This is a genomic window from Mesorhizobium sp. 2RAF45 (assembly GCF_052115225.1).
GTDB classification, from domain to species: Bacteria; Pseudomonadota; Alphaproteobacteria; order Rhizobiales; family Rhizobiaceae; genus Mesorhizobium; species Mesorhizobium jarvisii.
In genome coordinates this window covers 379,127-401,358 of the sequence record NZ_JBFRGG010000003.1, presented here as the reverse complement: position 1 = coordinate 401,358, position 22,232 = coordinate 379,127, and the positions used below count along the sequence as shown (strand labels likewise).

Here is a 22,232-nt window from a genome sequence, read left to right as displayed (position 1 = left end):
ATGTCAGACATCGTCCTGAAGACCGAAAACCTGACCAAGCGCTATGGCGGCGTGCATGCGCTGGAAGGCGCAAACTTCGAACTGCGCAAGGGCGAGCATGTCGCCATCATGGGCGACAATGGCGCCGGCAAATCGACCTTCGTGCGCCAGATCACCGCTGTCGAGCAGCGCACCAGCGGCCAGATCTGGTTCGACGGCAAGGAAGTGAATTTTGCCGGGCCGATCGAGGCCCGCACCGCGGGCATCGAGACAGTGTTCCAGAACCTGGCGCTGGCCGACGATCTCGACGTGCCGTCGAACCTGTTCCTCGGCCGCGAAAAGGTGCTGTTCAATCTGGGGCCCTTCTCAATCCTCGACCGCAAATACATGCGCAAGGCAACCGAGGCGGCGCTGGTGCGCACGGCGGTGCAGATCCCCAATCTCTCCAACACCATCCGCCACATGTCGGGCGGCCAGCGGCAGTGCGTGGCGATCGCACGGACCGCGACCTTCGCCTCCAAGCTGATCATCATGGACGAGCCGACAGCCGCACTCGGCGTGCAGGAGACGGCGCAGGTCGAAAACATCATCCGCACGCTGAAGGACAATGGCGAGCCGCTGATCCTGATCAGCCACAATATGCGCCAGGTATTCGACCTGTGTGACCGCATCGTGGTGTTCCGGCGCGGCCGCATCGTCGCCAATCTGCGCAAGGAGAATACCGACGGCCAGGACATCGTCTCCTACATCACCGGCGCCAAGACCGGGGAGGCGGAACTCGCGGCTTGAGGCTAGGCGATCGCCCGCTTCCGGGACGATCTGCCGCGCCAACAAAATACCCCAGGCACCTTTCCCTAACAGGAAGGTGCGGACACAACGCTCTCGAACCCATCCCTCAGAGGAAACATCCATGACTGTTCGTTTCGCCCTCCTCGGTGCCGGCCGCATCGGCAAGGTCCACGCCCGCGCTGTCGGCTCCAACCCGCAGGCCAAACTGGTGGCGGTGGCCGACGCCTTCGAGAAGGCGGCGACCGAACTGGCAACGGCCTATGGCGCCGAAGTGCGCACCATCGACGCCATCGAAAAGTCCAAGGACATTGACGCCGTCGTCATCTGCACGCCGACCGACACCCATGCCGATCTGATCGAGCGTTTCGCCAAGGCCGGCAAGGCGATCTTCTGCGAGAAGCCGATCGACCTGAACGTCAAGCGCGTCGAAAAATGCCTGGCCGTGGTCGAGAAGGCCAAGGCGACGCTGATGGTCGGCTTCAACCGCCGCTTCGACCCCCACTTCGCCGCCGTGCGCAAGGCAATCGACGACGGCGCCATCGGCACGGTCGAGATGGTCACCATCACCTCGCGCGATCCCGGCGCGCCGCCGATCGACTACATCAAGCGCTCCGGTGGCATTTTCCGCGACATGACCATCCATGATTTCGACATGGCGCGCTTCCTGCTCGGCGAAGAGCCCGTTGCCGTGAGCGCCCACGCCTCGGTGCTGGTCGACAAGAAGATCGGCGAGGCCGGCGATTTCGACAGCGTCAGCGTCATCCTGGAGACGGCTTCCGGCAAGCAGGCCGTCATCTCCAATTCGCGCCGCGCCACCTATGGTTACGACCAGCGCATCGAAGTGCATGGCTCGAAAGGCATGATCGCAGCCGAGAACCAGAGGCCGGTGTCCATCGAACTGGCCAATGAGAAGGGCTATACGCGCCCACCGCTGCACGATTTCTTCATGACCCGCTATCTCGACGCCTATGCGATCGAGATCGCCTCGTTCATCGCCGCCGCGACATCAGGCAAGAAAGCGGCACCGAGCGGTGCAGACGGCCTCGTGGCGCTGAAGCTGGCGGATGCGGCGCTGAAGTCGGCGACTACAGGCAAGACCGTTCGTCTCGACACGGTGCGTTGATATTCGGGTGAGGCCGGCCTGACCCGAACCTAAACACACCTTGATGTTTGGAACCTAACAAAGGAGTAGGGCGATGAGCGCATCCGCCGATCGTAATTCACAGACACGCGCCATCGTCACCGGCGGCGCGCAAGGCATCGGCTTTGCCGTCGCCGAGGCGCTGGCCGACGAGGGCTGCCGGGCATTGGCGCTCATCGGCCGCTCGCAGGAGAAGGGCGACAAGGCCGTTGCCCATTTCAAAAAGGCCGGCGTCGACGCGATCTTTGTCAGCGCCGACGTCTCGAAGGTGGCGGACTGCAAGCGCGCGGTTTCGACCGCGCTCGCTCATTTCGGCACGCTGAACGCGCTGGTCAACGCCGCCGCCACCTCGGCGCGCGGCTCGCTGGTCGAAACCTCGGAAGAGCTTTTCGACCAGATCTTCGCCACCAATGTGCGCGGACCCTTCTTCTTGATGCAGGGGCTGGTCGCCCATCTCCTGGAGCGCAAGGCGCCGGGCTCGATCGTCAACGTGCTGTCGATGTCGGCGCATTGCGGCCAGTCGTTCCTGACGCCCTATTCGACCAGCAAGGGCGCGCTGATGACGCTGACCAAGAACGTCGCCAACGCCTATCGCTTCAACCGCATCCGCTGCAACGCGGTGCTGCCTGGATGGATGGATACCGAGGGCGAGGACATCGTGCAGAAGAAATGGCACGACGCCCCGGACGACTGGCTGGCGAAAGCCGAAGCCGCGCAGCCGATGGGCCAATTGGTCAAGCCGGACCAGCTGGCCCGGCTGATCAGCTACATGGTCAGCCCGCAATCGGGGGTGATGACGGGGTCGCTGGTTGACTACGACCAGAGCGTTGCCGGGTCGTCGCCGGAGTAGCAGCGAGCCCTGCGCAAACGCTCCTCACTTCGTCATCCACGGGCGGAGCAAGGAGCGAAGCGACGCCGCGCAGCCTGAGGATGACGAAATCGCGAGGGTACGGCTCATCCCTGATTGACTGTCGTCGAGGGGACGTGACAAACGCCTCGGCTTCGACTATATGAGCCGCATGATCCACCTGTCCGCCACCTATTGGTACTTTAGCAGCTCGCTGGCGGCGGGAGGATTGCGCTCGATCTGAAGATTGCAGCAACAAGATCCGAACAGCCGCCAGACCTGGCGGCTTTTTTGTTTCAGCCGGCAGGTCTCCTAACAGGAGCAGAAAGCCGTGTTGACCACCACAGACGACCTTCGGGTCAAGGAAATCCGAGAACTGAGCACGCCGGACCAGGTGATGCGGGAGATCCCGCGCACGCTGACGGCGACGCGCACCGTGAGCGCCTCACGCAATGCCATCCACGCCATATTGAACGGCACCGACGACCGGCTGCTTGTCGTCGTCGGACCTTGTTCGATCCATGATCCGGTCGCGGCCGTTGACTATGCCAGCCGTCTGGCGGCGCTGCGCGAGACCCTGTCCGACCGGCTCGAGATCGTGATGCGGGTGTATTTCGAGAAGCCGCGCACCACGGTCGGCTGGAAGGGCCTGATCAACGACCCCGACCTCGACGGCAGCTTCAACATCGACAAGGGGCTCAGGATGGCGCGCAATGTGCTGTCGGCGGTCAACAATCTCGGCCTGCCGGCGGCGACCGAATTCCTCGACATGACCACGCCACAATACATTGCCGACCTCGTCGCCTGGGGCGCCATCGGCGCGCGCACCACCGAGAGCCAGATCCACCGCGAGCTGGCCTCGGGCCTGTCCTGCCCGGTCGGCTTCAAGAACGGCACCGACGGCAATCTCAGGATCGCCGGCGAGGCGGTGAAATCGGCCACCCAGCCGCATCATTTCATGGCGGTGACCAAGGGGGGACGCAGCGGCATTGCCACCACCACGGGCAATGAAGACTGCCACGTCATCCTGCGCGGCGGCGTCCAGCCGAACTATGACGCGGCAAGCGTCGAGGCGGCCTCGCTCGAACTCGCCCGCCTCGGTGTCGCGCCGCGGCTGATGATCGATGCCAGCCACGCCAACTCGACCAAGAAGCCGGAGAACCAGCCCAAGGTGGCGGCCGATGTGGCCGGCCAGGTGGCGGCGGGCGACGAGCGCATCATCGGCCTGATGATCGAGAGCAATCTCGTCGCCGGCCGGCAGGACGTGGTGCCCGGCAAGCCGCTCGTATATGGCCAGAGCATCACGGATGGCTGTATCGACTGGGCGACCACCGAGACCGTGCTGCACGGCCTTGCCGGCGCCGTCGAATGGCGCCGGTCGGCACGCCGCGCCATGCTGGAAAGCCGGCAAGGCGCTGCCTGACAGGACGGCAATGTGGGAAGGGCGGCGCTGGATTACGCCGTCCTCAGCCCTTCCCAGGCGGTGAACACCGAGACCGCAAAGAGCAACAGCCCGGCCGCGCGGCCGGCAAGGATGGTCGCCCGCGGATTGGCGATCAGAAGCTTGCGGCTGCGGCCGGCGGTGATTGCAAGCCCGCCATAGATCGCGGCCTGGGTGATCACCGTCATCAGACCCATGACAGTCGCCTGCACCCAGATCGGGCCGTAGTCCGGCTTCAGGAACTGCGGATAGACGGCAAGCACGAACAGATAGGCCTTCGGATTGATCAGGCAGGTCACCAGCCCCTGGCGAAACGCCTTCCATGCGGAGCGGCTGCCGACAGGCCCGTCCTGACCGACGGTGATGGAGCTGCGCATCAGCGTGATGCCGATGAAGGCCATGTAGGCGGCGCCGGCGATCAGCAGGGGCTTGAACAGGATCGGCACGAAATGCATCAGCAGGCCGACGCCGATCGCCCCGTTCAGCGTGTGCACCATGCCGCCGACCATGATGCCGCCGGTCGCGGCCAGACCCCTGTCGCGGCCGCCGGTCAGCGCATTGGCCAGCACGAACAGCATGTCCATGCCCGGAACGGCGATGATGCCGAACAGCAGGATAAAGAAAAGCCAGAGATTTTCCGCGTAGCCCATGTCAGTTGCCTGTCGCCTCGTTCCACCAAGCCGCAGCGGAACCTGTTGATTTTCAATTCGATAGGCAGTCCTATAGGTCGACCCAACTGACAAGGGTGTGTCAGTTGCGGTCGGAGCCGGGTGAGGAATATGCGCAAGGCGTCACGCCTGTTCGAGATCATCCAGATCCTGCGGCTGGCGCGGCAGCCGGTGACGGCCGCCATGATCGCCGAACGGCTGGAAGTGACGATCCGTTCGATCTATCGCGACATCGCCGCACTTCAGGCGATGCGCGTGCCGATCGAGGGTGGGCGCGGCATCGGTTATATCTTGCGCCCCGGTTTCGACCTGCCGCCGCTGATGTTTTCGATCGAGGAGATGGAGGCGATCGTGCTGTCGCTGGCGCTGCTGGAGCGCACGGGCGACGACGAACTCAAGCAGGCGGCCAAGCGCGTCAGCAGCAAGATCGCCGGCGCGGTGCCGCCGCCGCTGCGCCAGACATTCGACGCCAATGCCCTGCATGCCTGGGGCTTTGCCGCCCCCTCGGCCGGCACGATCGACCTGGCGCTGGTGCGCCGCGCCGTCCGCGACGAGGAGAAGCTCGACCTCTCCTATCGCGACGAAGCAGGCCGGACCACGCAACGCATCATCCGGCCGATCGCGCTGATCTACTACGCCGAGTCCGCCAACATCGTCGCCTGGTGCGAACTGCGGCACGCGATCCGCAATTTCCGCAGCGACCGCATCGAGGACTGCCAGCCGACCGGGCTGCACTTCAAGGGCGAAGGCGACCGCCTGCGCCAAATCTGGGTCGACGGCTGGGAAACCCCGGCCCCCGGCGGCTAGACGAGCAGGTATTACCGCACATCCACCCAGCGCTTTTCCTCGAAGGAGCGTGCCATGGCGTGCACGGTGCGCTCGATCTCCAGACCTTGCGCGAATTCCATGAGGCGCGCCGGTCTGCCGGCGAGCCGCGTCAGCAATTCGTGGCACTCGATGATCTTGAGGTCGTTGAAGCCCAGGCCATGGCCGGGCGCCGGCAGGAAGGCGTCGTAGGGCTTGTGGTGCGGCGCCACCAGGATGGTGCGGTAGCCCTGCTCGGTCGGGCGATCAGCGGTGAGATAGAGCTGCAATTCGTTCATCCGCTCCTGATCGAACAGGATCGAGCCCTTGGAGCCGAAGATCTGGATGGCGATGCGGCCTTTGCGGCCCCAGGCCGAGCGGTTGACCTGGAGCGTGCCGGCAATGCCGTTTTCCAGATGCATCAAGATGCTGGCGATGTCGTAGGTCTCGACCGCGCGGCGGCCGCCCGCCGCCAGCTTGCGGTCGGCATAGGGCTTGGCCATATCGCAGATGACGCTGGCGACGCGGCCGAACAGGACCGAGACCAGCGACAGCGGATGCACGGCGAAGTCGTCGAGCGCGCCGTAGCCGGAGGCGGCTTCGTGCTTCCAGAAGAACAGCGCCTCGGGATCGGCCATGAAATCTTCGTCCATCTCGATGCGCAGATGATTGACCTCGCCGATGATCTTCTCGTCGAGCAGCGCGCCGATGTGACGGATGGCCGGGCTCTGGATGTAATTGTAGCCAAGGGCAGCGACCTTGCCGGATTTCTTCGCTGCTGCCGCCATCGCCTCGGCTTCGGCAAAGCTCGGCGCCATCGGCTTTTCGCACCACAGATGCTTGCCGGCCTGGAGGATGGCGATGGCCATTTCCGGATGGAACTGGTTGGGCGTGGTCAGCGAGACGATATCGACTTCCGGATCGTTGACGACGGCGCGCCAGTCGCCTGAGGCCTTGGCAAAGCCAAACTCCCCGGCCTTGCGCCGGGCAAGCTCCTCATTGACCTCGCCGAGATGGACGAGCCTGGGCTTGGCCACGTCGGGAAAGACGGCGCCGACGGCACTCCACGCAATGGCGTGGCACTTGCCCATGAAACCCGTGCCGATAAGACCGACGCCGACCATTTTCCGTTTCCTCCGCTGCCTGAAGCACTGCGTGGATGAATTAGTCCATTTTCTCTCCAAATGGAATGTCTGCCTCATTTTTTATGGCGTTCTTGCGCAGGCTCGCTATGATGGGGCAGAGAGGACGTTTCACGGATGAGCTTGGACGGGCCGACGATGGACGAACGGGTACCTCGCGACTTCGAGACGCTGCGCGCCACCATCCTGGACCGGCGCGAAAGCCTGCCCAAGCGCATCGCCCAGATCGCCGCCTACGCGCTCGACAATCCCGACGACATCGCCTTCGGTACCGCCGCCAGCATCGCCGCCTCGGCCGGCGTGCAGCCCTCCACCCTGATCCGCTTTGCCCAGCAGCTCGGCTTCGACGGCTTCACCAGCCTGCAGCAGGTGTTCCGCGAGCGGCTGCGCGAGCGCAACTCATCCTATGACGAGCGGCTGCAGGCGCTGCGCGCCAAGGCCGAGGGCGGCGCCGGTCACCGCGCGATCTTCGACGGCTTCGTCGCCGCCGCCAGCACCTCGCTCAACGACATTTCGCGCACGCTGGACGATGCGCATCTGGAAGAGGCGATTTCGCTGCTGGCAAAGGCGCAGACCATTTATGTCTTAGCCAAGCGGCGCTCCTATCCGGTGGCGAGCTATATCGCCTATGCGCTGGGCAAGCTGAAGATCCGCAACCAGCTGATCGAATCGGCCGCCGGCCTGAACGCCGAGATGATCGCCTTCGCCACGCCGGCGGACGCCGTCATCGCCATCTCCTTCTCGCCCTATGCGCCGGCCACCATCGAGGAAGCACGCACCATTTCGGAACAGGGCGTGCCGATCGTCGCCATCACCGACAGCTCGTTTTCGCCGCTCGCCCAGTTCGCCAGGGTCTGGTTCGAGGTTGCCGAGGCGGATTTCGCCGGCTTCCGTTCGCTGTCGGCGACGATGGCCCTGGCCATGGCGTTGACCGTTGGCGTCGGCGAGAAGCGGCGCGATACCGCCCGCAGGCGCAAAGCCTGATCGGGCACCTAAAAGCCAATTTTAGATCCGGGAATGCTCATTCCATATTGACTATGGATTGGAATTATTATTTCATATTCCCGGCACCACGCCGCCGCTCGCGCGTGTTACCCAAACAATGTTGTTCCTGACAACAAGACTGACGGGAGGTTCCAATGAGCGAAGCCGTGGACGCCAGACAGGCGCCGCTCGACGTCATCACCATCGGTCGCGCTTCCGTCGACCTCTATGGCCAGCAGATCGGCTCGCGGCTGGAGGACATCACCTCTTTCGCCAAGTCGGTTGGTGGCTGCCCCGCCAACATTTCGGTCGGCACGGCGAGGCTCGGCCTGCGTTCGGCGCTGCTGACGCGCGTCGGCGACGAGCAGATGGGCCGCTTCATCCGCGAACAGCTCAAGCGCGAAGGCGTCAACACCGACGGGCTGAAGACCGACAAGGAGCGGTTGACCGCCCTGGTGCTGCTTTCGGTCGAGAGCGAAGGCGTTTCGCCGATGATCTTCTACCGCTCGGACTGCGCCGACATGGCGCTGGCGCCGGAAGACATTGACGAGGCGTTTATCGCTTCGGCCCGTTCGATCGTCGTCACCGGAACGCATTTTTCCCGACCCAACAGCGACGCCGCCCAGCGCAAGGCGATCCGCATCATGAAAGCCAAGGGCGGCAAGGTTATCTTCGACATCGACTATCGGCCCAATCTGTGGGGCCTTGCCGGCCATGCCGAAGGCTTCGAGCGCTATGTCAAATCCGACCGGGTCTCGGCCCAGCTGAAGACCGTGCTGCCCGATTGCGATCTCATCGTCGGCACCGAGGAAGAGATCATGATCGCCTCGGGCGCCGACGACTGCCTGAGCGCGCTGAAGACGATCCGCGCGCTGTCGGCGGCCACCATCGTGCTGAAACGCGGCGCGATGGGCTGCATCGTCTATGACGGACCGATCAGCGACGATCTCGAGGACGGTGTGGTCGGCAAGGGTTTCCCGATCGAGATCTACAATGTGCTGGGGGCCGGAGACGCCTTCATGTCCGGCTTCCTGCGCGGCTGGCTGGGCGGGCAAGACCACGCGACGGCGGCGACCTGGGCCAATGCCTGCGGCGCCTTCGCCGTGTCGCGGCTGCTCTGCGCGCCGGAATATCCGACCTTCGAGGAGCTGCAGTTCTTCCTCAAGAACGGCAGCAAATACAGGGCGCTGCGCAAGGACGAGGCGATCAACCATATCCATTGGGCAACGACCCGGCGGCGCGATATCCCCTCGCTGATGGCACTCGCCTGCGATCACCGTGTGCAGCTAGAAGACGTGGCGGCGAAAGCCGGCGCCGATCCGGCGCGCATCCGCGATTTCAAGGTGCTGGCGGTCAAGGCGGCGGCCAAGGTCGCTGCCGGCCGTGACGGCTACGGCATGCTGATCGACGAGAAACATGGCCGCGAGGCGATGTTCGAATTCGCCAGGCATTCCTTCGCCTGGCTCGGACGCCCCGTGGAACTGCCGGGCTCGCGGCCGCTGCGTTTTGAGTTCTCGCAGGACATCGGCTCGCAACTGGTGGAATGGCCGGTCGACCATTGCATCAAGTGCCTGTGCTTCTACCACCCCGACGATCCGGCGGCCTTGAAGGAGGAACAGCAGCAGAAATTGCGCGCGCTGTTCGAGGCGGCGCGGAAAGTCGGCCGGGAACTGCTCGTCGAGATCATCGCGGGCAAGCATGGCAAGCTCGACGACATGACCATTCCGCGCGCGCTGGAAGAGCTTTATGCGCTCGGCATCAAGCCGGATTGGTGGAAACTCGAACCGCAGGCTTCAGCCGGTGCCTGGACCAGGATCGAAGCGGTCATCCTGAAGCATGATCCGTGGTGCCGCGGCATCGTGCTGCTTGGCCTGGAAGCGCCGCAGGACGAGCTGGAAGCCGCCTTTGCGGCCACCGCCAATGCGCCGATCGTCAAGGGTTTCGCCGTCGGCCGCACCATCTTCGTCCATGCGGCCGAAGAGTGGCTGGCCGGCAGGATGTCGGATGACGAGGCTGTCGCCGACATGGCGTCGCGCTTCGAACAGTTGACCGAGGCGTGGCTTGCCGCGCGCGGCCGCAAGGCGGCATAAGAAGGCGCGGCACAAGGACTGCGGAGGAAAATACCATGAGCAAGACAATCCGCCTGACGACGGCGCAGGCGCTGACCCGCTTCCTGTCCCGCCAGATGACCGAGATCGGCGGCAAAAAAGTGCCCATCTTCGGCGGCGTCTGGGCGATCTTCGGCCACGGCAATGTCGCTGGCATGGGCGAGGCGCTCTACCAGGTGCGCGACGAACTGCCGACCTTCCGCGCCCACAATGAACAGGCGATGGCGCATGCGGCTATCGCCTATGCCAAGGCCAATTTCCGCAGCCGCTTCATGGCCGCGACCTCTTCGATCGGCCCCGGCGCGCTCAACATGGTGACGGCGGCGGCGCTTGCCCATGTAAACAGGTTGCCTGTCCTGTTTTTGCCCGGCGACGTCTTCGCCAACCGCATCCCCGACCCGGTGCTGCAGCAGGCCGAGGATTTTTCCGACGGCACGGCGACGGTCAATGACTGCTTCCGTCCGGTGTCGCGCTATTTCGACCGCATCACGCGGCCGGAGCAGATCATCCCGGCGCTGAGCCGCGCCATGCAGGTGCTGACCGATCCGGCCGATTGCGGCCCGGTGACGCTGTCGCTCTGCCAGGATGTGCAGGCCGAGGCCTATGACTATCCCGAAAGCTTTTTCGCCGAACGGGTCTGGCACCAGCGCCGGCCGCGCCCGGACCGCCACGAACTCGCCGCCGCTGTGGCGGCACTCAAGGGCGCGAAGAAGCCGCTGATCATCGCCGGCGGCGGCGTTCTCTATTCGCAGGCCTCCGATGCGCTGGCCGAATTCGCCCAGGGCGCCGGTATTCCGGTCTGCGAGACACAAGGCGGCAAATCCTCGCTGCCGGACGATCATCCGCTCAACATGGCGGCGGTCGGCGTCACCGGCACCTCGGCCGCCAACCGGCTGGCGGAAGATGCCGATGTGGTGCTCGCCATCGGCACGCGCCTGCAGGATTTCACCACCGGCTCATGGGCGCTTTTCAAGACTTCCGGCAAGACCATCATCGGGCTGAACGTCCAACCTTTCGATGCCGGCAAGCACCGGGCACTCCCGCTGGTCGCCGACGCGGCCGAGGGACTGGCCGAACTCGGTGCCGTGCTGAAGGGCTGGAAGGCGCCTGCCGCCTGGACCGACGATGCGGCCACCGGCAAGAAGGCCTGGCAGGCCGACGCGGCCAAGGTGACGGCCTCGACCAACGCCGCTTTCCCGTCCGACGCGCAGGTGATCGGCGCCGTGCAGCGGGCCATGGGCTCCGGCGTGACGCTGCTGCATGCAGCCGGCGGTCTGCCCGGCGAATTGCACAAGCTTTGGCAGGCCGGCGCGCCGGGTTCCTACCACGCCGAATACGGCTTCTCGACCATGGGCTACGAGATTGCCGGCGGACTCGGCACCAAGATGGCCAAGCCCGGCGAAGAGGTGGTCGTCATGATCGGCGACGGCTCCTATCTGATGCTGAATTCGGAGATCGCCACCTCGGTGATGCTGGGTTTGAAGCTCACCATCGTGCTGCTCGACAACCGTGGGTATGGCTGCATCAACCGGCTGCAGATGGCGACCGGCGGCGCCAACTTCAACAATCTCCTGAAGGATTCGCGCCACGAAATCCTGCCCGACATCGACTTCGCCGCGCACGCGGCGAGCATGGGCGCAATTGCCGAGAAAGTGCCGTCGATTGCCGGCCTGGAAAACGCCCTGCAGAAGGCGAAGACGAACGACCGCACCACCGTGCTGGTCATCGACACCGACCCGCTGGTCTCCACCGACGCCGGCGGCCATTGGTGGGATGTGGCGGTGCCGGAAGTCTCCGCGCGGCCGCAGGTGAACGCGGCGCGCAAGGCCTATGACGAAAAGCGCCAGATGCAGAGCGTTGGCGATTGATGCTAAGTCGGCGCTGCTCCCTACCGCCCCCTTGTGGGGAGGTCGGACCGAGGGTCCGGGTGGGGGTCGGCGTCGCACCCCCACCCCGCTGCTTCGCAGCGACTTGCCGGGGCGAGCCACGGGTCTCGCCCGTCCTTCGGACCCCCACAAGGGGGAGGACAGATACGAACTGAAACTGGAGTGACGACTTGAAAGCCAAACTGGGCATGTCCCCCATCGCGTGGTGGAACGACGATCTTGCGGAACTCAGCGATGACGTGTCGCTGGAAGAATGCTTGCGCCAGTCGCGCTCGGCCGGCTTCACCGGCATGGAGATGGGGCGGCGCTTCCCCAACGATCCCGCTGTCATGCTGCCGATCCTGAAAGCCGCCGACGTGACGCTGTGCGGCGGCTGGTTTTCCGGCACGCTGGTCGATGAGGAGATGAGCAAGAACAAGGATCGCATCCAGCCGATGATCGAGCTGTTCAAGGCGGTCAACGCGCCTTGCATCGTCTATGGCGAGGTCGGCCGCTCGATCCAGGGCGACCGCTCGAAGCCGCTGGCCACCAAGCCGAAACTCACCGGCGACGAGATGAAGGCCTATGCAAGGCGCCTGACCGAATTCGGCGAATGGTGCGCCGAACAAGGCATGCCGCTGTCCTATCATCACCACATGGCGGCGGTGGTCGAGACCGAGCCGGAGCTCGATGCATTCATGCGCCATTCCGGCGAAGGCATTCCGCTGCTGCTCGATGCCGGACACCTGGCCTTTGCCGGCGGCGATGTGCTGCGCGCCATCGACAACCACCACAAGCGCATCAGCCATGTGCATGTGAAGGATGTGCGCATGGATGTGATCGACAGGCTCGACCGCACGAAACAGTCGTTCCTCGACGCCGTGGCGCTCGGCGCCTTCACCGTGCCGGGCGACGGCTCGCTCGACTTCGGCGCCATCGTGCAGCGCTTCGCCGACCATGGCTATGAAGGCTGGTTCGTGGTCGAGGCCGAGCAGGATCCGAAGAAGAACCCGCCGCTCAAGATGGCGCAGGTCGGCCACAAGGAGCTGATGCGGGTGATGACGGCAGCCGGCTACACGGTCGAAACCCAGGGTTTTCCGAATGCCTGACGCGACGGGTTCACGGCGAGGCAGGTTGCTGTAGATTGGCCCGATGAAAGATTCCGAGCACCCCTTCTTCCGCCCGTTGTGGCGGCGTGTCGCCGTCGTCGCGGTCTGTATCATCTGGTCGATCATCGAGTTCACCACCGGCACGCCATTCTGGGGCACCATCGCGCTCGGCTTCGCCGGCTATGCCGTCTGGCAGTTTTTTTATCTGTACAAGCCGGTTGATGAGAACAAGGCGCCGGCCGAGTCCGAACCGAAGGAGTAACCCGATGTCGAAGCTGCTGGTGAAGGCCGACAATGGCCATGGCCGCGTTGCCCATGTGACGCCGAAAAGTGCCGGCTGGACCTATGTCGGTTTCGACCTGCATCGGCTGCAACCCGGCGAAAGCGCCTCGGGAAAGACGCAAGACCGCGAAGTCTGCCTGGTGTTCGTCACCGGCAAGGGCACGGCGAAAGCCGGAGGCAAGGATCTCGGCCTGCTCGGCGCGCGTATGTCGCCTTTCGAGGGCAAGCCGTGGTCGGTCTATGTGCCCGAGGGATCGGACTGGTCGGTGACAGCGGACACCGAATTGGAGCTCGCAGTCTGTTCGGCCCCCGGCCTCGGCGGCGGCTTGCCGGTTCGAGTGATCGGGCCGGACGATCTCGGCCAGGAGGTGCGCGGCAAGGGCACCAACACGCGCTACGTCACCAACATCCTGCCGGAAGGCAAGCCGGCCGATTCTTTGCTGGTGGTCGAGGTCATCACGCCGGGCGGCCACACGTCGAGCTATCCGCCGCACAAGCATGACCAGGACAATCTGCCGGCAGAATCCTATCTCGAGGAGACCTATTACCACCGCCTCAACCCGCCGCAGGGCTTTGCCTTCCAGCGCGTCTACACCGATGCCGACACGAATGGCCATCGCGCGCTGGACGAAGCCATGGCGATTGAGGATGGCGATGTCGTGCTGGTGCCCAGGGGTTATCACCCCTGCGCCGCCTGCCATGGCTACGATCTCTACTATCTCAACGTCATGGCCGGGCCGAAGCGGACGTGGAAATTCCACAATGCGCCCGAGCACGAATGGTTGATGAAGGCCTGACCGGTCCGAGATTCCTCCTGAACCTGTTGGTCCAGCTCGGAAAAATCGTCGGCTAAGGACCTATTGGGTCGATTTGCCTTCGAAAACCCTTCAAAGCTTCGTCAATCCGTCATGGAAATCACCTATGGCAGCGGTCTGACGAGGATTTTCGATGCGTTATGCCATCTACTTCACCCCCCGGCAGGACGAACCGCTGGCGCGGATCGCCGCCAACTGGCTGGGCCGTGACCCATTCGGCGCGGCGACAATGCCGGTTGAGGCCGTGGCCGATCTGGCGGCGGAGGAAGTTGCCTTCCACACCGCCTCGGCACGCCGCTATGGCTTCCACGCGACGCTGAAGGCACCCTTTCGCCTGGCCGCCAGCGAGACCGAGACGTCGCTGCGCGCCGCAATCGACCATTTTGCCGAAGCGACGCCGGTTGTGACGATCCCGCGTCTCGTCGTCAGCCAGATCGACAGCTTCTTCGCGCTGGTGCCGGAAGGACCGCTGCCGCCGCTCAACCGTTTCGCCGACGAGGTGGTGCGCGATTTCGACCGCTTCCGCGCGCCACTGACCGAGGCCGAGATCGAACGGCGCAGCCCGGATTCGCTGAAGCCGGCCGAGTTCCGCAATCTCTGCCAGTGGGGTTACCCCTATGTCTTCGAGACCTTCCGCTTCCACATGACTCTGTCGGGCCGCGCCGGGCCACAGGAAAGCCCTCGTTTGCGCGCAGCAATCGACAGCCTGTTCGCGGATGTGTTGCGGCAGCCGGTGCTGGTCGACGCGTTGACGCTGTTTATCGAGCCCGAACCGGGCGCGCCGTTCATGGTGCTTTCGCAGCACGCGCTGGGACGCCGCCCGGCAAGGAAAACTGCCTGAACTAACCTGCTCGAAGAACCAAAGGACTGCTCGAAATGACCGCCGAAACCGTTCTTTCCAACGCCCGCATCGTGCTTGCCAACGAGATCGTCGAGGGGTCGCTGGTGCTGCGTGACGGCTTTATCGCCGGCATCGATGCCGGCGGCAGCCGGTCGGGCGAGGACATGGGCGGCGACTATGTCATTCCCGGGCTGGTCGAGCTGCACACCGACCACCTGGAAGGCCATTACGCACCCCGGCCTAAGGTGCGCTGGAACCCGATCGCCGCGGTGCTTGCCCATGACGCGCAGGTGGCGACGGCCGGCATCACCACCGTGCTCGACGCCTTGCGCGTCGGCATGGACGAGGACGCCGACCTCACCTTAGCCGATATCCGCAAGCTGGCCGATGCCATCGAGGACAGCGTCGCGCAGGATCGTCTGCGCGCCGATCACTTCCTGCATCTGCGCTGCGAGGTTTCGGCGCCGGACTGCCTGCAGGCCTTCGCCGATTTCGACCGGGACGACCGGGTCAAGCTGGCCTCGCTGATGGATCATGCGCCCGGCCAGCGTCAGTTCGTCAATCTCGAAACCTATGCCTATTACTACCAGCGCAAGCTGAAGCTGACCGACCGCGACTTCAAACTGTTCTGCGAGAAGCGGATGGCGGAATCGGCGCGCTATTCGGCGCCGAACCGCGCGGTGATCGCGGCTGCCTGCCGTGAGCGCGGCATTGTGCTTGCCAGCCATGACGACGCCACATCGGGCCATGTCGACGAGGCGATCGAGCAGGGCGTGCGCGTTGCCGAGTTCCCGACCACCGAGGAAGCGGCGCGCGCTTCGAAGGCCGCGGGCCTGGGTGTTCTGATGGGTGCGCCGAATGTCATGCGCGGCGCCTCGCATTCGGGCAATGTCTCGGCGCGCGCGCTGGCCGGGGACGGCCTGCTCGACATCTTGTCATCAGACTATATTCCCTTCAGCCTGATCCAGTCGGCCTTCTTCCTCGGCGACATGGTCGAAGGCATTTCGCTGCCGCAGGCGGTCGCCATGGTGTCGAAGAACCCGGCCGAGGCCGTTGGCCTGACCGACCGCGGCGTCATCGAGCAGGGCCGCCGCGCCGACCTGGTGCGCGTGCGCGTCGACGACCATGTTCCGGTGGTGCGCACCGTCTGGCGGCAAGGGCGCCGGGTCGCATGATGGTGTCGGCCTTGATCGAGCGCGAGTTGTCCGCTGAAACGTTCCCTGTGCGTCATGGCGTCTTTGTCGCCGTCGTGGGGCCGAGCGGCGCCGGCAAGGACACGGTGATCGGTTACGCCCGTGCCCTCTTCGCCGATGAGACCCGGCTGGAATTCGTCCGCCGCGTCATCACCCGGCCAAGCGATGCGGCGAGCGAGGATCACGACACACTGGCCGACGCCGCCTTCGTCGAGGCCGAGGCCGACGGCGCCTTCGCCATCTCCTGGGAAGCGCATGGCTTGCGCTACGGCCTGCCTGCCGATGTCGACTGGTCGGTCGCCAATGGCCATGTGGCGGTGGCGAACGTGTCGCGTGCGATCATTCCCACCTTGCGCGAGCGCTATGCCAATCTGGCCATTGTCGAGATCACCGCTTCGCCTGACGTGTTGGCCGAGCGGCTGGCGATGCGCGGCCGCGAGTCGCGCGGCGAAGTGCTGGCGCGCCTGGCGCGCAGCGCCAATGTGACCCTGACCGGCCCCGGCGTGACCACGATCGACAATAGCGGCCCGCGCGAAGTGGCCGGCGAGCGCTTCGCCGAGCTGCTGCGCAAGGCAATGGCCTTCTCCGACATGTCGGGCATGATCTGATTTAGGCGTGCATCCTGCAGCGGCAGCGTGCGCGGCTCAATTGGCCTAAGCGCCGCCCATTGGCGCTCACTTGCTTTCCCGCGGCTTCCGGAGCGCTATGTGGTGCTGACCACAGAAGTGATTCCAGGCCACGCGTCCTGGAACACCCGATCAGAGAATCCGGGGCGAACGAGGACAGGGAGCTTTCATGCAGACGCTGACGCCCATCCTCCCGACGGTCACGGCGGCATTTCTCGCCTCCTTCGTCGAGGTCGTCGAAGCCTTCACCATCGTGCTTGCGGTCGGCGTGACGCGCAGCTGGCGCCCGGCGCTGACTGGCGCCGCCTTGGCGCTGGCGTTGCTGGCGGCGCTGGTGCTGGCGTTCGGGCCGCTGCTGGCGCTGGTGCCGATCACCACGCTGCAGTTCATCGTCGGGGTGCTGCTGGTCCTGTTTGGCATGCGCTGGCTGCGAAAGGCCATCCTGCGCAGCGTCGGCGTCATTGCACTGCATGACGAGGAGGCGGCCTTCTCCAAGGAGACCGCCGCCCTCAGCCAGCAGGCCAATGACCGCCGCGCCGACTACCTCGCCGGCCTGGCCTCGTTCAAGGCGGTGCTGCTCGAGGGTGTCGAGGTTGTGTTCATCGTCATTGCCGTCGGCGCCGCCCATGGGCAGACGCTCTACGCCAGCCTGGGCGCGCTGGCAGCCTTCGTCCTGGTGATGCTTATCGGCCTGGCGGTGCACCGGCCGCTGGCACGCGTGCCGGAGAATGCGCTGAAATTCGTGGTCGGGCTGATGCTGACCAGCTTCGGCATCTTCTGGACCGGCGAAGGCATCGGCGCCGACTGGCCGGGCGCCGATCTAGCCCTACTCGCCATCTTTGCCATCGTCACGCTGGCGTCCTTTGCCATGGTGCGCTGGCTGCGCGGCACCTATCCCGTATCAGCCGGAGGGTTCGCCCGATGAGCGTCATCCGTCTTGTTGCCAGGGAATTCCTCGGCATGTTCGTCGATGACGGCAATCTGGCGCTGTTGGCGCTGGTGCTGGTGGCCGCCGTCGCGGCGGCGGTGAAGCTGCTGGCCCTGCCGCCGCTGCTCGGCGGCGTGCTGCTGCTGGTCGGCTGCCTCGCCATCCTGCTGCAAAGCGTTCGCCGCGCGGCACGTGCGGTCAAACGATAAAGGCGGCCCGCATGGCCGCTACCTCGGGCATCGTTTCGATAGCAAAACGATGCCCCAGCGATGCTTGCTATCCCTTGAACGCCGGCAGGGTCAGGCCCTTGACGCCGACATCGAGCGCGAACAGTCCACCCGGATTCTTCTGGCGGACGAAGTGGCTGGCCGGGCGCTTGAGGACGGCTGACGTGACATAGAGGATGTCGAGGTCCTTGCCACCGAATTCGCAGCAGGTCGGCAGGTCGGTCGGCAGAACCACGGTCTGCATCAATTCGCCATCAGGATCATATCGGCAGACCTTGCTGGTCACCGGGATGGTCACCCAATAGCATCCCTCGGCATCTACGGTGGCGCCGTCGGCGACGCCGCCGGTCGCCGTCATGTCGATGAAGGTGCGGCGGTTTTCGATATCGCCGGTGGCGGCCTCGAAATCATAGGCCCACACCGCGCCGGCATGGCTGTCGGAGAAATACATGGTCTTGGAATCCGGGCTCCAGGCCAGCCCATTGGAGCAACCGATGCCATCGATCATCTTGTGCACGGAAAGGTCGGGATCGAGCCTATAAAGCGCGCCGATGAATTCGATCGGCTGACCCGGCACCTCGAACATCGAGCCCGACCAGAAGCGGCCCTGGCGATCCGGCTTGCCGTCATTGAAACGGGTGTTGGGCATATGAGATTCCGGGTCGACGATCGCCTGGAACGTGCCGGTCGCCGGGTCGAAGAAGTGAAAGCCGTTGGCCATGGTCAGCACAAGGCCGCCCTTCTCGCGCAGGCCGAGGCAGCCGAGATATTCCGGTGTCTCGAAGGTCTCGTCCTTGCCGGTCGCTGGATCATAGCGGTGGATCAGCTTCTTCCAGATGTCGATCCACCACAGCACGCCGGCCTTGGGGTCCCAGAGCGTGCCTTCGCCGAGTTCGGCCCTGGCATCGACGACGCAAGTGATTTCGACCATGGTCAGCCCTCTTTTCTCCGCAGCCTGCCGCCGAGGCCGGCGAAGGTCTCGCTGCCGATCGACACGGTGAGCAGGATGACAGCGCCGTAAACGATGAGCAGCGCTCCGCTCGACAGGTTCAGCGCCGGCAAAAGGCCGGTGAGGATGGTGAGCACCATGGCGCCGGCGACGGTGCCGAGATAATGGCCGCTGCCCCCGAGGATGGAGGCGCCGCCGATGGCCACCGCCGCGATCGAGGTGAACAGATAGGCGTCGCCCATGCCGAGATAGGCCTGACCGGAATAGCCGGTCAAAAGCATGCCGGCGAAAGCGGCGGTAAGGCCTGAGATGACATAGGTGAGGATGGTGGTGCGTGCGGTCGGCACGCCGGAGAATTCGGCGACCGTGGCGCTGGTGCCTAGCGCGTAGAGATGGCGGCCGAACGCCGCCTTGGAGAGCAGCAGCGTCGCCACCAGGGTCAGCGCCAGCCAGATCAGCGCGATGACCGGAAAACCACCGAGCCGCCCGACCGACAGGAACTGGATCAGGGCCGGGGCCGAAGGCGTCGGCGAGCCGCCGGTCAGCACCAGGATCAGCCCTTGCAGGATCACGTTTGTGGCCAGCGTCATGATGATCGGCGGCACGCCGAACTGGGCAACGCCGATGCCGTTGATGAAGCCGATGAAAGCGCCGCCGGCAAGCAGCAGCGGCATGACCCAGACCAGCGGCAGATCCTGCCCGCCGCACAGCAGCGCCATGATGATGGCGGCCGAATTCAGCACCCAGGGTACCGACAGGTCGATGCCGCCGCCGATGATGACGAAGGTCTGGCCGAGCGCGACGATGCCGACGAAGGCGGCCAGCACGACGGTGGAGCGCATGTTGGAGACCGACAGGAAACCCGGCGAGAACAGCGCCGTGACCAGAAGCAGCACCACCATGCCGGCATAGGCGAGCACGATGAGGCGGTTGCGGGCAAGGAAAGCGCTCATTGGACACGGTTCCTTGCGGCTTTCTCGGCGACGGAACTGGCCAGCACCGAGAGCAACAGGATGACGCCGGAGGCGACCGGCTGCCAATAGCTCGACACATGCAGGACGAAGACCAGATTGCCTATCAGGGTGAGCACGAAGGCGCCGATCAGCGTGCCGGCTAGATGGCCGCGTCCGCCGAACAGGCTGACGCCGCCGATGACCGCCGCCGCCACCGAAGGCAGGATATAATCCTTGCCGATGGTGGGCGAGCCGGCGCCGGTCTGTGTCACCAGGAACAGCGCCGCACCAGCCGCGAACAGGCCGGACAGGCCATAGGTGACGAGGTTGACCCTTGCGATCGAGACGCCGGACAGGAAGGCCGACTTTTCGTTGGAGCCGGTCGCCTGGATGGCGATGCCGACCCGCGTCGCGCGAAACCACCACCAGAACAACAGTAGCACCAGCAGCATCCAGACCGGGCTGGTCAGGCCGAGGGGCTGTGCGGAAGCGAAGCCGACCCACCATGAGGGAATGCTGCCGCCATCGGTCGGCAGGATGATCATGGCGACGCCGTTGAGGATCGACCAGGTGGCGAGCGTGACCAGGAAGGGCTGCAGCTTGAGCAGCGAGATCAGCAGGCCGTTGAGTGCGCCGATCAGGAAACCGAGCGCCAGGATGATCAGCGCCCAAAGTGCCGTGGTCGACGCATCGTCGGTAAAGCGCGTCGCCGCGATCACCGTGCCGAGGCTGATCATGCCGCCGATCGACAGGTCGATGCCGCCGCGCAGCAGCACGATGGTCTGCCCGGTCGCCGCCAGCATCAGCGTCATCGCCGCCGCCGTGTCGAGATTGAGCTCGTCCAGCGAGAAGACGCCGGATTGCAGGCTGCCATAGATGCCGACAATCAAGGCCAGCATCAGGCAGGCGACCAGGAACGGCGCGCGGTCGAGCAGGCGGCCGCGCCAGTCGATGGCCGGCTTGGTGGGCTTCGTCTCGGCCGGCCTCTGCGCCATCTCCACAGTCTGCTCCACGGACATCACCATGATTCAGGCCGCCCTGGTTTCAAGCATGGCGGCGCGCAGGATTTCCTCCTCCGAAATGTGATCCCCCTCCAGCGTCGCGGCAATGCGGCCGTTGCGCATCACCAGCACGCGGTCGGCGACATGGACGAGTTCCGGCATGTCGCTGGAATGGAACAGGATCGCATAGCCCTTGGCGGCGAGGTCGCGCATCAGCTGGAAAATCTCGCCCTTGGTGCCGACATCCACGCCGCGCGTCGGATCGTAGAGCAACAGCACGCGCGCCTGCGTCAAAAGCATCTTGCCGAAGATCACCTTCTGCTGGTTGCCGCCTGACAAGGTGCCGGCAAGCTGTTCCGACGTGCCGGCCTTGATACGCAGGAAATCGACCATCTCCTTGACGAGCGCCGCTTCCTTTTGCCGGCTTAGCAAGCCGTTTTCAGTGAAGCGCTTGATGACCGACAGCGTCAAATTCTCGCGCACGCTCTTGGTCAAAAGCAGGCCCTGGCCGCGCCGGTCCTCCGGTACCAGCGCGATGCCATCCTTGCCGGTCAGCGCCTGGCGCGGATTGCCGATCGAAACCGGCTTGCCCCACAGTTCGATCGAGCCGCTTGCCTTGGTGGCGCCGAACAGCGCCTGAAACAGTTCGCGCTGGCCATGGCCTTGCAAACCGCCGACGCCGAGCACCTCGCCTTCGCGTAGCGCGAAGTCGACGCCGGAAAGCCGGCTGCCGCTCGAAAACCCCTTTACTCCGAGAGCGATGCGATCGGTCGCGGTGGACACACGCTCGGGATAGAGCCGGTCGAGATGGCGGCCGATCATCTGGGTTACGATCTCATTGTCGGACACCGCATCGGCCTCATGCGCGGCGACGGTGCTGCCATTGCGGAAGATGGTCAGCCGGTCGGCGATGGCGCGCACCTCGGCCATGCGGTGCGAGATGAAGATGACCAACCTGCCCTCAGCGGCGAGCTGCCGGGTAAGGTTCAGCAGCCATTCGGCTTCCCGTGCCGGCAGCGCCGAGGTCGCCTCGTCGAGGATCAGGATGCGCGGGTCCTTGGCCAGGCCCTTGGCGATCTCGACGATCTGCCGTTCGGCCAGGGTCAGCCGCCGCAGCTCCTGATCGGGGCGCAGCGCCGGAAAGTTGTATTTTTCCAGCAGCGCCAGCGTCTTGCGGCGCATCTCCGTGCGGTTGACGGTGCCAAGCCACGTGCGCGGCTCATGGCGAAACCAGATGTTCTGTTCGACGCTGAGATCAGGGATCAGCGACAACTCCTGGAAGACTGCGGCGATGCCGCGTGCCTGCGCCGCATCCGGATTGGCCGGGCGATAATCCTGGCCATCAACCAGGATCGAGCCGCCATCATGCTGCACGGCGCCCGACAGGATCTGGATGAAGGTGCTCTTGCCCGCGCCATTCTCGCCAAGCAGGGCATGCACCTCGCCGGCACGGGCGCTGAATGTCGCCTCGCTCAGCGCGACAATGCCGCCATAGCGTTTGGACAGGCCGTTGACGGTGACAAGGTCCATGCATGCGCCT

22 protein-coding genes are annotated in these 22,232 nt (G+C 64.8%); 16 read left to right on the top strand and 6 right to left on the bottom strand.

The genetic code is table 11. The features are described 5' to 3' along the window. From AB4Z43_RS11375 to AB4Z43_RS11360, 4 genes are all read left to right on the top strand, one after another. On the top strand, positions 1-768 hold the full coding sequence (locus AB4Z43_RS11375) for an ATP-binding cassette domain-containing protein (protein WP_441937470.1): 768 nt from the start codon (positions 1-3) through the stop codon (positions 766-768). A 121-nt stretch (positions 769-889) separates the two neighbouring features. Continuing rightward, positions 890-1,891: an inositol 2-dehydrogenase gene (iolG, locus tag AB4Z43_RS11370; protein ID WP_038651424.1), complete on the top strand. Its 1,002-nt coding sequence runs from the start codon at positions 890-892 to the stop codon at positions 1,889-1,891. A 73-nt stretch (positions 1,892-1,964) separates the two neighbouring features. Further along, positions 1,965-2,759, top strand: a complete 795-nt coding sequence (locus AB4Z43_RS11365) for an SDR family oxidoreductase (protein WP_038651421.1) — start codon at positions 1,965-1,967, stop codon at positions 2,757-2,759. 328 nt (positions 2,760-3,087) lie between these two features. Further along, the gene (locus AB4Z43_RS11360; protein WP_069090754.1) at positions 3,088-4,179 is read left to right on the top strand and encodes a 3-deoxy-7-phosphoheptulonate synthase; all 1,092 of its coding nucleotides are present in this window, start codon (positions 3,088-3,090) and stop codon (positions 4,177-4,179) included. A gap of 32 nt (positions 4,180-4,211) precedes the next feature. On the opposite strand, the gene AB4Z43_RS11355 is transcribed toward AB4Z43_RS11360, so the two are convergent. Further along, entirely contained in the window at positions 4,212-4,847 is a 636-nt protein-coding gene (locus tag AB4Z43_RS11355; RefSeq protein ID WP_064985172.1) for a LysE family translocator, read from the bottom strand. A 129-nt stretch (positions 4,848-4,976) separates the two neighbouring features. Between AB4Z43_RS11355 and AB4Z43_RS11350 the strand changes: the two genes are divergently transcribed. After that, on the top strand, positions 4,977-5,672 hold the full coding sequence (locus tag AB4Z43_RS11350; protein WP_027047635.1) for a helix-turn-helix transcriptional regulator: 696 nt from the start codon (positions 4,977-4,979) through the stop codon (positions 5,670-5,672). 11 nt (positions 5,673-5,683) lie between these two features. Here AB4Z43_RS11350 and AB4Z43_RS11345 read toward each other — a convergent pair whose 3' ends face one another. Next, the gene (locus AB4Z43_RS11345) at positions 5,684-6,793 is read right to left on the bottom strand and encodes a Gfo/Idh/MocA family protein (RefSeq protein ID WP_441937467.1); all 1,110 of its coding nucleotides are present in this window, start codon (positions 6,791-6,793) and stop codon (positions 5,684-5,686) included. 156 nt (positions 6,794-6,949) lie between these two features. On the opposite strand from AB4Z43_RS11345, the gene AB4Z43_RS11340 reads away from it, so the two are divergent. The 11 genes from AB4Z43_RS11340 to AB4Z43_RS11290 all read left to right on the top strand — a co-directional run bounded on the left by AB4Z43_RS11340 (position 6,950) and on the right by AB4Z43_RS11290 (position 17,771). Next, positions 6,950-7,795: a MurR/RpiR family transcriptional regulator gene (locus AB4Z43_RS11340; protein ID WP_038651410.1), complete on the top strand. Its 846-nt coding sequence runs from the start codon at positions 6,950-6,952 to the stop codon at positions 7,793-7,795. A 155-nt stretch (positions 7,796-7,950) separates the two neighbouring features. Beyond that, positions 7,951-9,885, top strand: coding sequence for a bifunctional 5-dehydro-2-deoxygluconokinase/5-dehydro-2-deoxyphosphogluconate aldolase (locus AB4Z43_RS11335; RefSeq protein ID WP_441937465.1), 1,935 nt, complete (start codon positions 7,951-7,953; stop codon positions 9,883-9,885). A gap of 35 nt (positions 9,886-9,920) precedes the next feature. Beyond that, positions 9,921-11,771, top strand: coding sequence for a 3D-(3,5/4)-trihydroxycyclohexane-1,2-dione acylhydrolase (decyclizing) (iolD, locus tag AB4Z43_RS11330; RefSeq protein WP_441937463.1), 1,851 nt, complete (start codon positions 9,921-9,923; stop codon positions 11,769-11,771). 188 nt (positions 11,772-11,959) lie between these two features. Continuing rightward, entirely contained in the window at positions 11,960-12,877 is a 918-nt protein-coding gene (gene iolE, locus AB4Z43_RS11325) for a myo-inosose-2 dehydratase (protein WP_441937461.1), read from the top strand. 43 nt (positions 12,878-12,920) lie between these two features. Further along, entirely contained in the window at positions 12,921-13,139 is a 219-nt protein-coding gene (locus AB4Z43_RS11320; protein WP_019862591.1) for a hypothetical protein, read from the top strand. 4 nt (positions 13,140-13,143) lie between these two features. Then, positions 13,144-13,956 (top strand): 5-deoxy-glucuronate isomerase, encoded by an 813-nt coding sequence (gene iolB, locus AB4Z43_RS11315; RefSeq protein ID WP_441937459.1) that lies wholly within the window; start codon positions 13,144-13,146, stop codon positions 13,954-13,956. A gap of 151 nt (positions 13,957-14,107) precedes the next feature. Continuing rightward, on the top strand, positions 14,108-14,815 hold the full coding sequence (locus tag AB4Z43_RS11310) for a DUF1045 domain-containing protein (protein WP_064985180.1): 708 nt from the start codon (positions 14,108-14,110) through the stop codon (positions 14,813-14,815). A gap of 35 nt (positions 14,816-14,850) precedes the next feature. Continuing rightward, the gene (locus AB4Z43_RS11305; protein ID WP_064985182.1) at positions 14,851-15,990 is read left to right on the top strand and encodes an alpha-D-ribose 1-methylphosphonate 5-triphosphate diphosphatase; all 1,140 of its coding nucleotides are present in this window, start codon (positions 14,851-14,853) and stop codon (positions 15,988-15,990) included. Then, positions 15,987-16,616: a phosphonate metabolism protein/1,5-bisphosphokinase (PRPP-forming) PhnN gene (gene phnN / locus AB4Z43_RS11300; protein ID WP_064985184.1), complete on the top strand. Its 630-nt coding sequence runs from the start codon at positions 15,987-15,989 to the stop codon at positions 16,614-16,616. The genes AB4Z43_RS11305 and phnN overlap by 4 nt, the downstream gene beginning before the upstream one ends. Before the next feature lie 187 nt (positions 16,617-16,803). Continuing rightward, entirely contained in the window at positions 16,804-17,559 is a 756-nt protein-coding gene (locus AB4Z43_RS11295) for a COG4280 domain-containing protein (RefSeq protein ID WP_064985186.1), read from the top strand. Beyond that, entirely contained in the window at positions 17,556-17,771 is a 216-nt protein-coding gene (locus AB4Z43_RS11290) for a hypothetical protein (RefSeq protein ID WP_019862585.1), read from the top strand. The genes AB4Z43_RS11295 and AB4Z43_RS11290 overlap by 4 nt, the downstream gene beginning before the upstream one ends. Before the next feature lie 67 nt (positions 17,772-17,838). On the opposite strand, the gene AB4Z43_RS11285 is transcribed toward AB4Z43_RS11290, so the two are convergent. The 4 genes from AB4Z43_RS11285 to AB4Z43_RS11270 are packed head-to-tail and all read right to left on the bottom strand — an operon-like array spanning position 17,839 to position 22,222. Continuing rightward, positions 17,839-18,720: an SMP-30/gluconolactonase/LRE family protein gene (locus AB4Z43_RS11285; RefSeq protein ID WP_019862583.1), complete on the bottom strand. Its 882-nt coding sequence runs from the start codon at positions 18,718-18,720 to the stop codon at positions 17,839-17,841. A 2-nt stretch (positions 18,721-18,722) separates the two neighbouring features. Beyond that, a complete protein-coding gene (locus tag AB4Z43_RS11280) occupies positions 18,723-19,691 on the bottom strand; it encodes an ABC transporter permease (protein ID WP_064985190.1) in 969 nt (322 codons plus the stop codon). Beyond that, entirely contained in the window at positions 19,688-20,716 is a 1,029-nt protein-coding gene (locus AB4Z43_RS11275) for an ABC transporter permease (protein ID WP_064985191.1), read from the bottom strand. Before AB4Z43_RS11275 ends, AB4Z43_RS11280 begins: the two co-directional genes overlap by 4 nt. A gap of 3 nt (positions 20,717-20,719) precedes the next feature. Further along, entirely contained in the window at positions 20,720-22,222 is a 1,503-nt protein-coding gene (locus tag AB4Z43_RS11270) for a sugar ABC transporter ATP-binding protein (protein WP_441937455.1), read from the bottom strand. Between the last annotated feature and the right edge of the window lie 10 nt (positions 22,223-22,232).

What these genes read in the sequence shown, in the direction of transcription:
- AB4Z43_RS11375 (WP_441937470.1), top strand. Translation starts at nt 1, where the DNA reads ATGTCAGACATCGTCCTGAAGACCGAAAACCTGACCAAGCGCTATGGC.
- AB4Z43_RS11350 (WP_027047635.1), top strand. Translation starts at nt 4,977, where the DNA reads ATGCGCAAGGCGTCACGCCTGTTCGAGATCATCCAGATCCTGCGGCTG.
- iolG (WP_038651424.1), top strand. Translation starts at nt 890, where the DNA reads ATGACTGTTCGTTTCGCCCTCCTCGGTGCCGGCCGCATCGGCAAGGTC.
- AB4Z43_RS11285 (WP_019862583.1), bottom strand. Translation starts at nt 18,720, where the DNA reads ATGGTCGAAATCACTTGCGTCGTCGATGCCAGGGCCGAACTCGGCGAA.
- AB4Z43_RS11340 (WP_038651410.1), top strand. Translation starts at nt 6,950, where the DNA reads ATGGACGAACGGGTACCTCGCGACTTCGAGACGCTGCGCGCCACCATC.
- AB4Z43_RS11295 (WP_064985186.1), top strand. Translation starts at nt 16,804, where the DNA reads ATGCAGACGCTGACGCCCATCCTCCCGACGGTCACGGCGGCATTTCTC.
- AB4Z43_RS11270 (WP_441937455.1), bottom strand. Translation starts at nt 22,222, where the DNA reads ATGGACCTTGTCACCGTCAACGGCCTGTCCAAACGCTATGGCGGCATT.
- AB4Z43_RS11365 (WP_038651421.1), top strand. Translation starts at nt 1,965, where the DNA reads ATGAGCGCATCCGCCGATCGTAATTCACAGACACGCGCCATCGTCACC.
- AB4Z43_RS11345 (WP_441937467.1), bottom strand. Translation starts at nt 6,793, where the DNA reads ATGGTCGGCGTCGGTCTTATCGGCACGGGTTTCATGGGCAAGTGCCAC.
- AB4Z43_RS11320 (WP_019862591.1), top strand. Translation starts at nt 12,921, where the DNA reads ATGAAAGATTCCGAGCACCCCTTCTTCCGCCCGTTGTGGCGGCGTGTC.
- phnN (WP_064985184.1), top strand. Translation starts at nt 15,987, where the DNA reads ATGATGGTGTCGGCCTTGATCGAGCGCGAGTTGTCCGCTGAAACGTTC.
- AB4Z43_RS11335 (WP_441937465.1), top strand. Translation starts at nt 7,951, where the DNA reads ATGAGCGAAGCCGTGGACGCCAGACAGGCGCCGCTCGACGTCATCACC.
- AB4Z43_RS11280 (WP_064985190.1), bottom strand. Translation starts at nt 19,691, where the DNA reads ATGAGCGCTTTCCTTGCCCGCAACCGCCTCATCGTGCTCGCCTATGCC.
- AB4Z43_RS11275 (WP_064985191.1), bottom strand. Translation starts at nt 20,716, where the DNA reads ATGGTGATGTCCGTGGAGCAGACTGTGGAGATGGCGCAGAGGCCGGCC.
- iolB (WP_441937459.1), top strand. Translation starts at nt 13,144, where the DNA reads ATGTCGAAGCTGCTGGTGAAGGCCGACAATGGCCATGGCCGCGTTGCC.
- AB4Z43_RS11290 (WP_019862585.1), top strand. Translation starts at nt 17,556, where the DNA reads ATGAGCGTCATCCGTCTTGTTGCCAGGGAATTCCTCGGCATGTTCGTC.
- iolD (WP_441937463.1), top strand. Translation starts at nt 9,921, where the DNA reads ATGAGCAAGACAATCCGCCTGACGACGGCGCAGGCGCTGACCCGCTTC.
- AB4Z43_RS11310 (WP_064985180.1), top strand. Translation starts at nt 14,108, where the DNA reads ATGCGTTATGCCATCTACTTCACCCCCCGGCAGGACGAACCGCTGGCG.
- AB4Z43_RS11355 (WP_064985172.1), bottom strand. Translation starts at nt 4,847, where the DNA reads ATGGGCTACGCGGAAAATCTCTGGCTTTTCTTTATCCTGCTGTTCGGC.
- AB4Z43_RS11305 (WP_064985182.1), top strand. Translation starts at nt 14,851, where the DNA reads ATGACCGCCGAAACCGTTCTTTCCAACGCCCGCATCGTGCTTGCCAAC.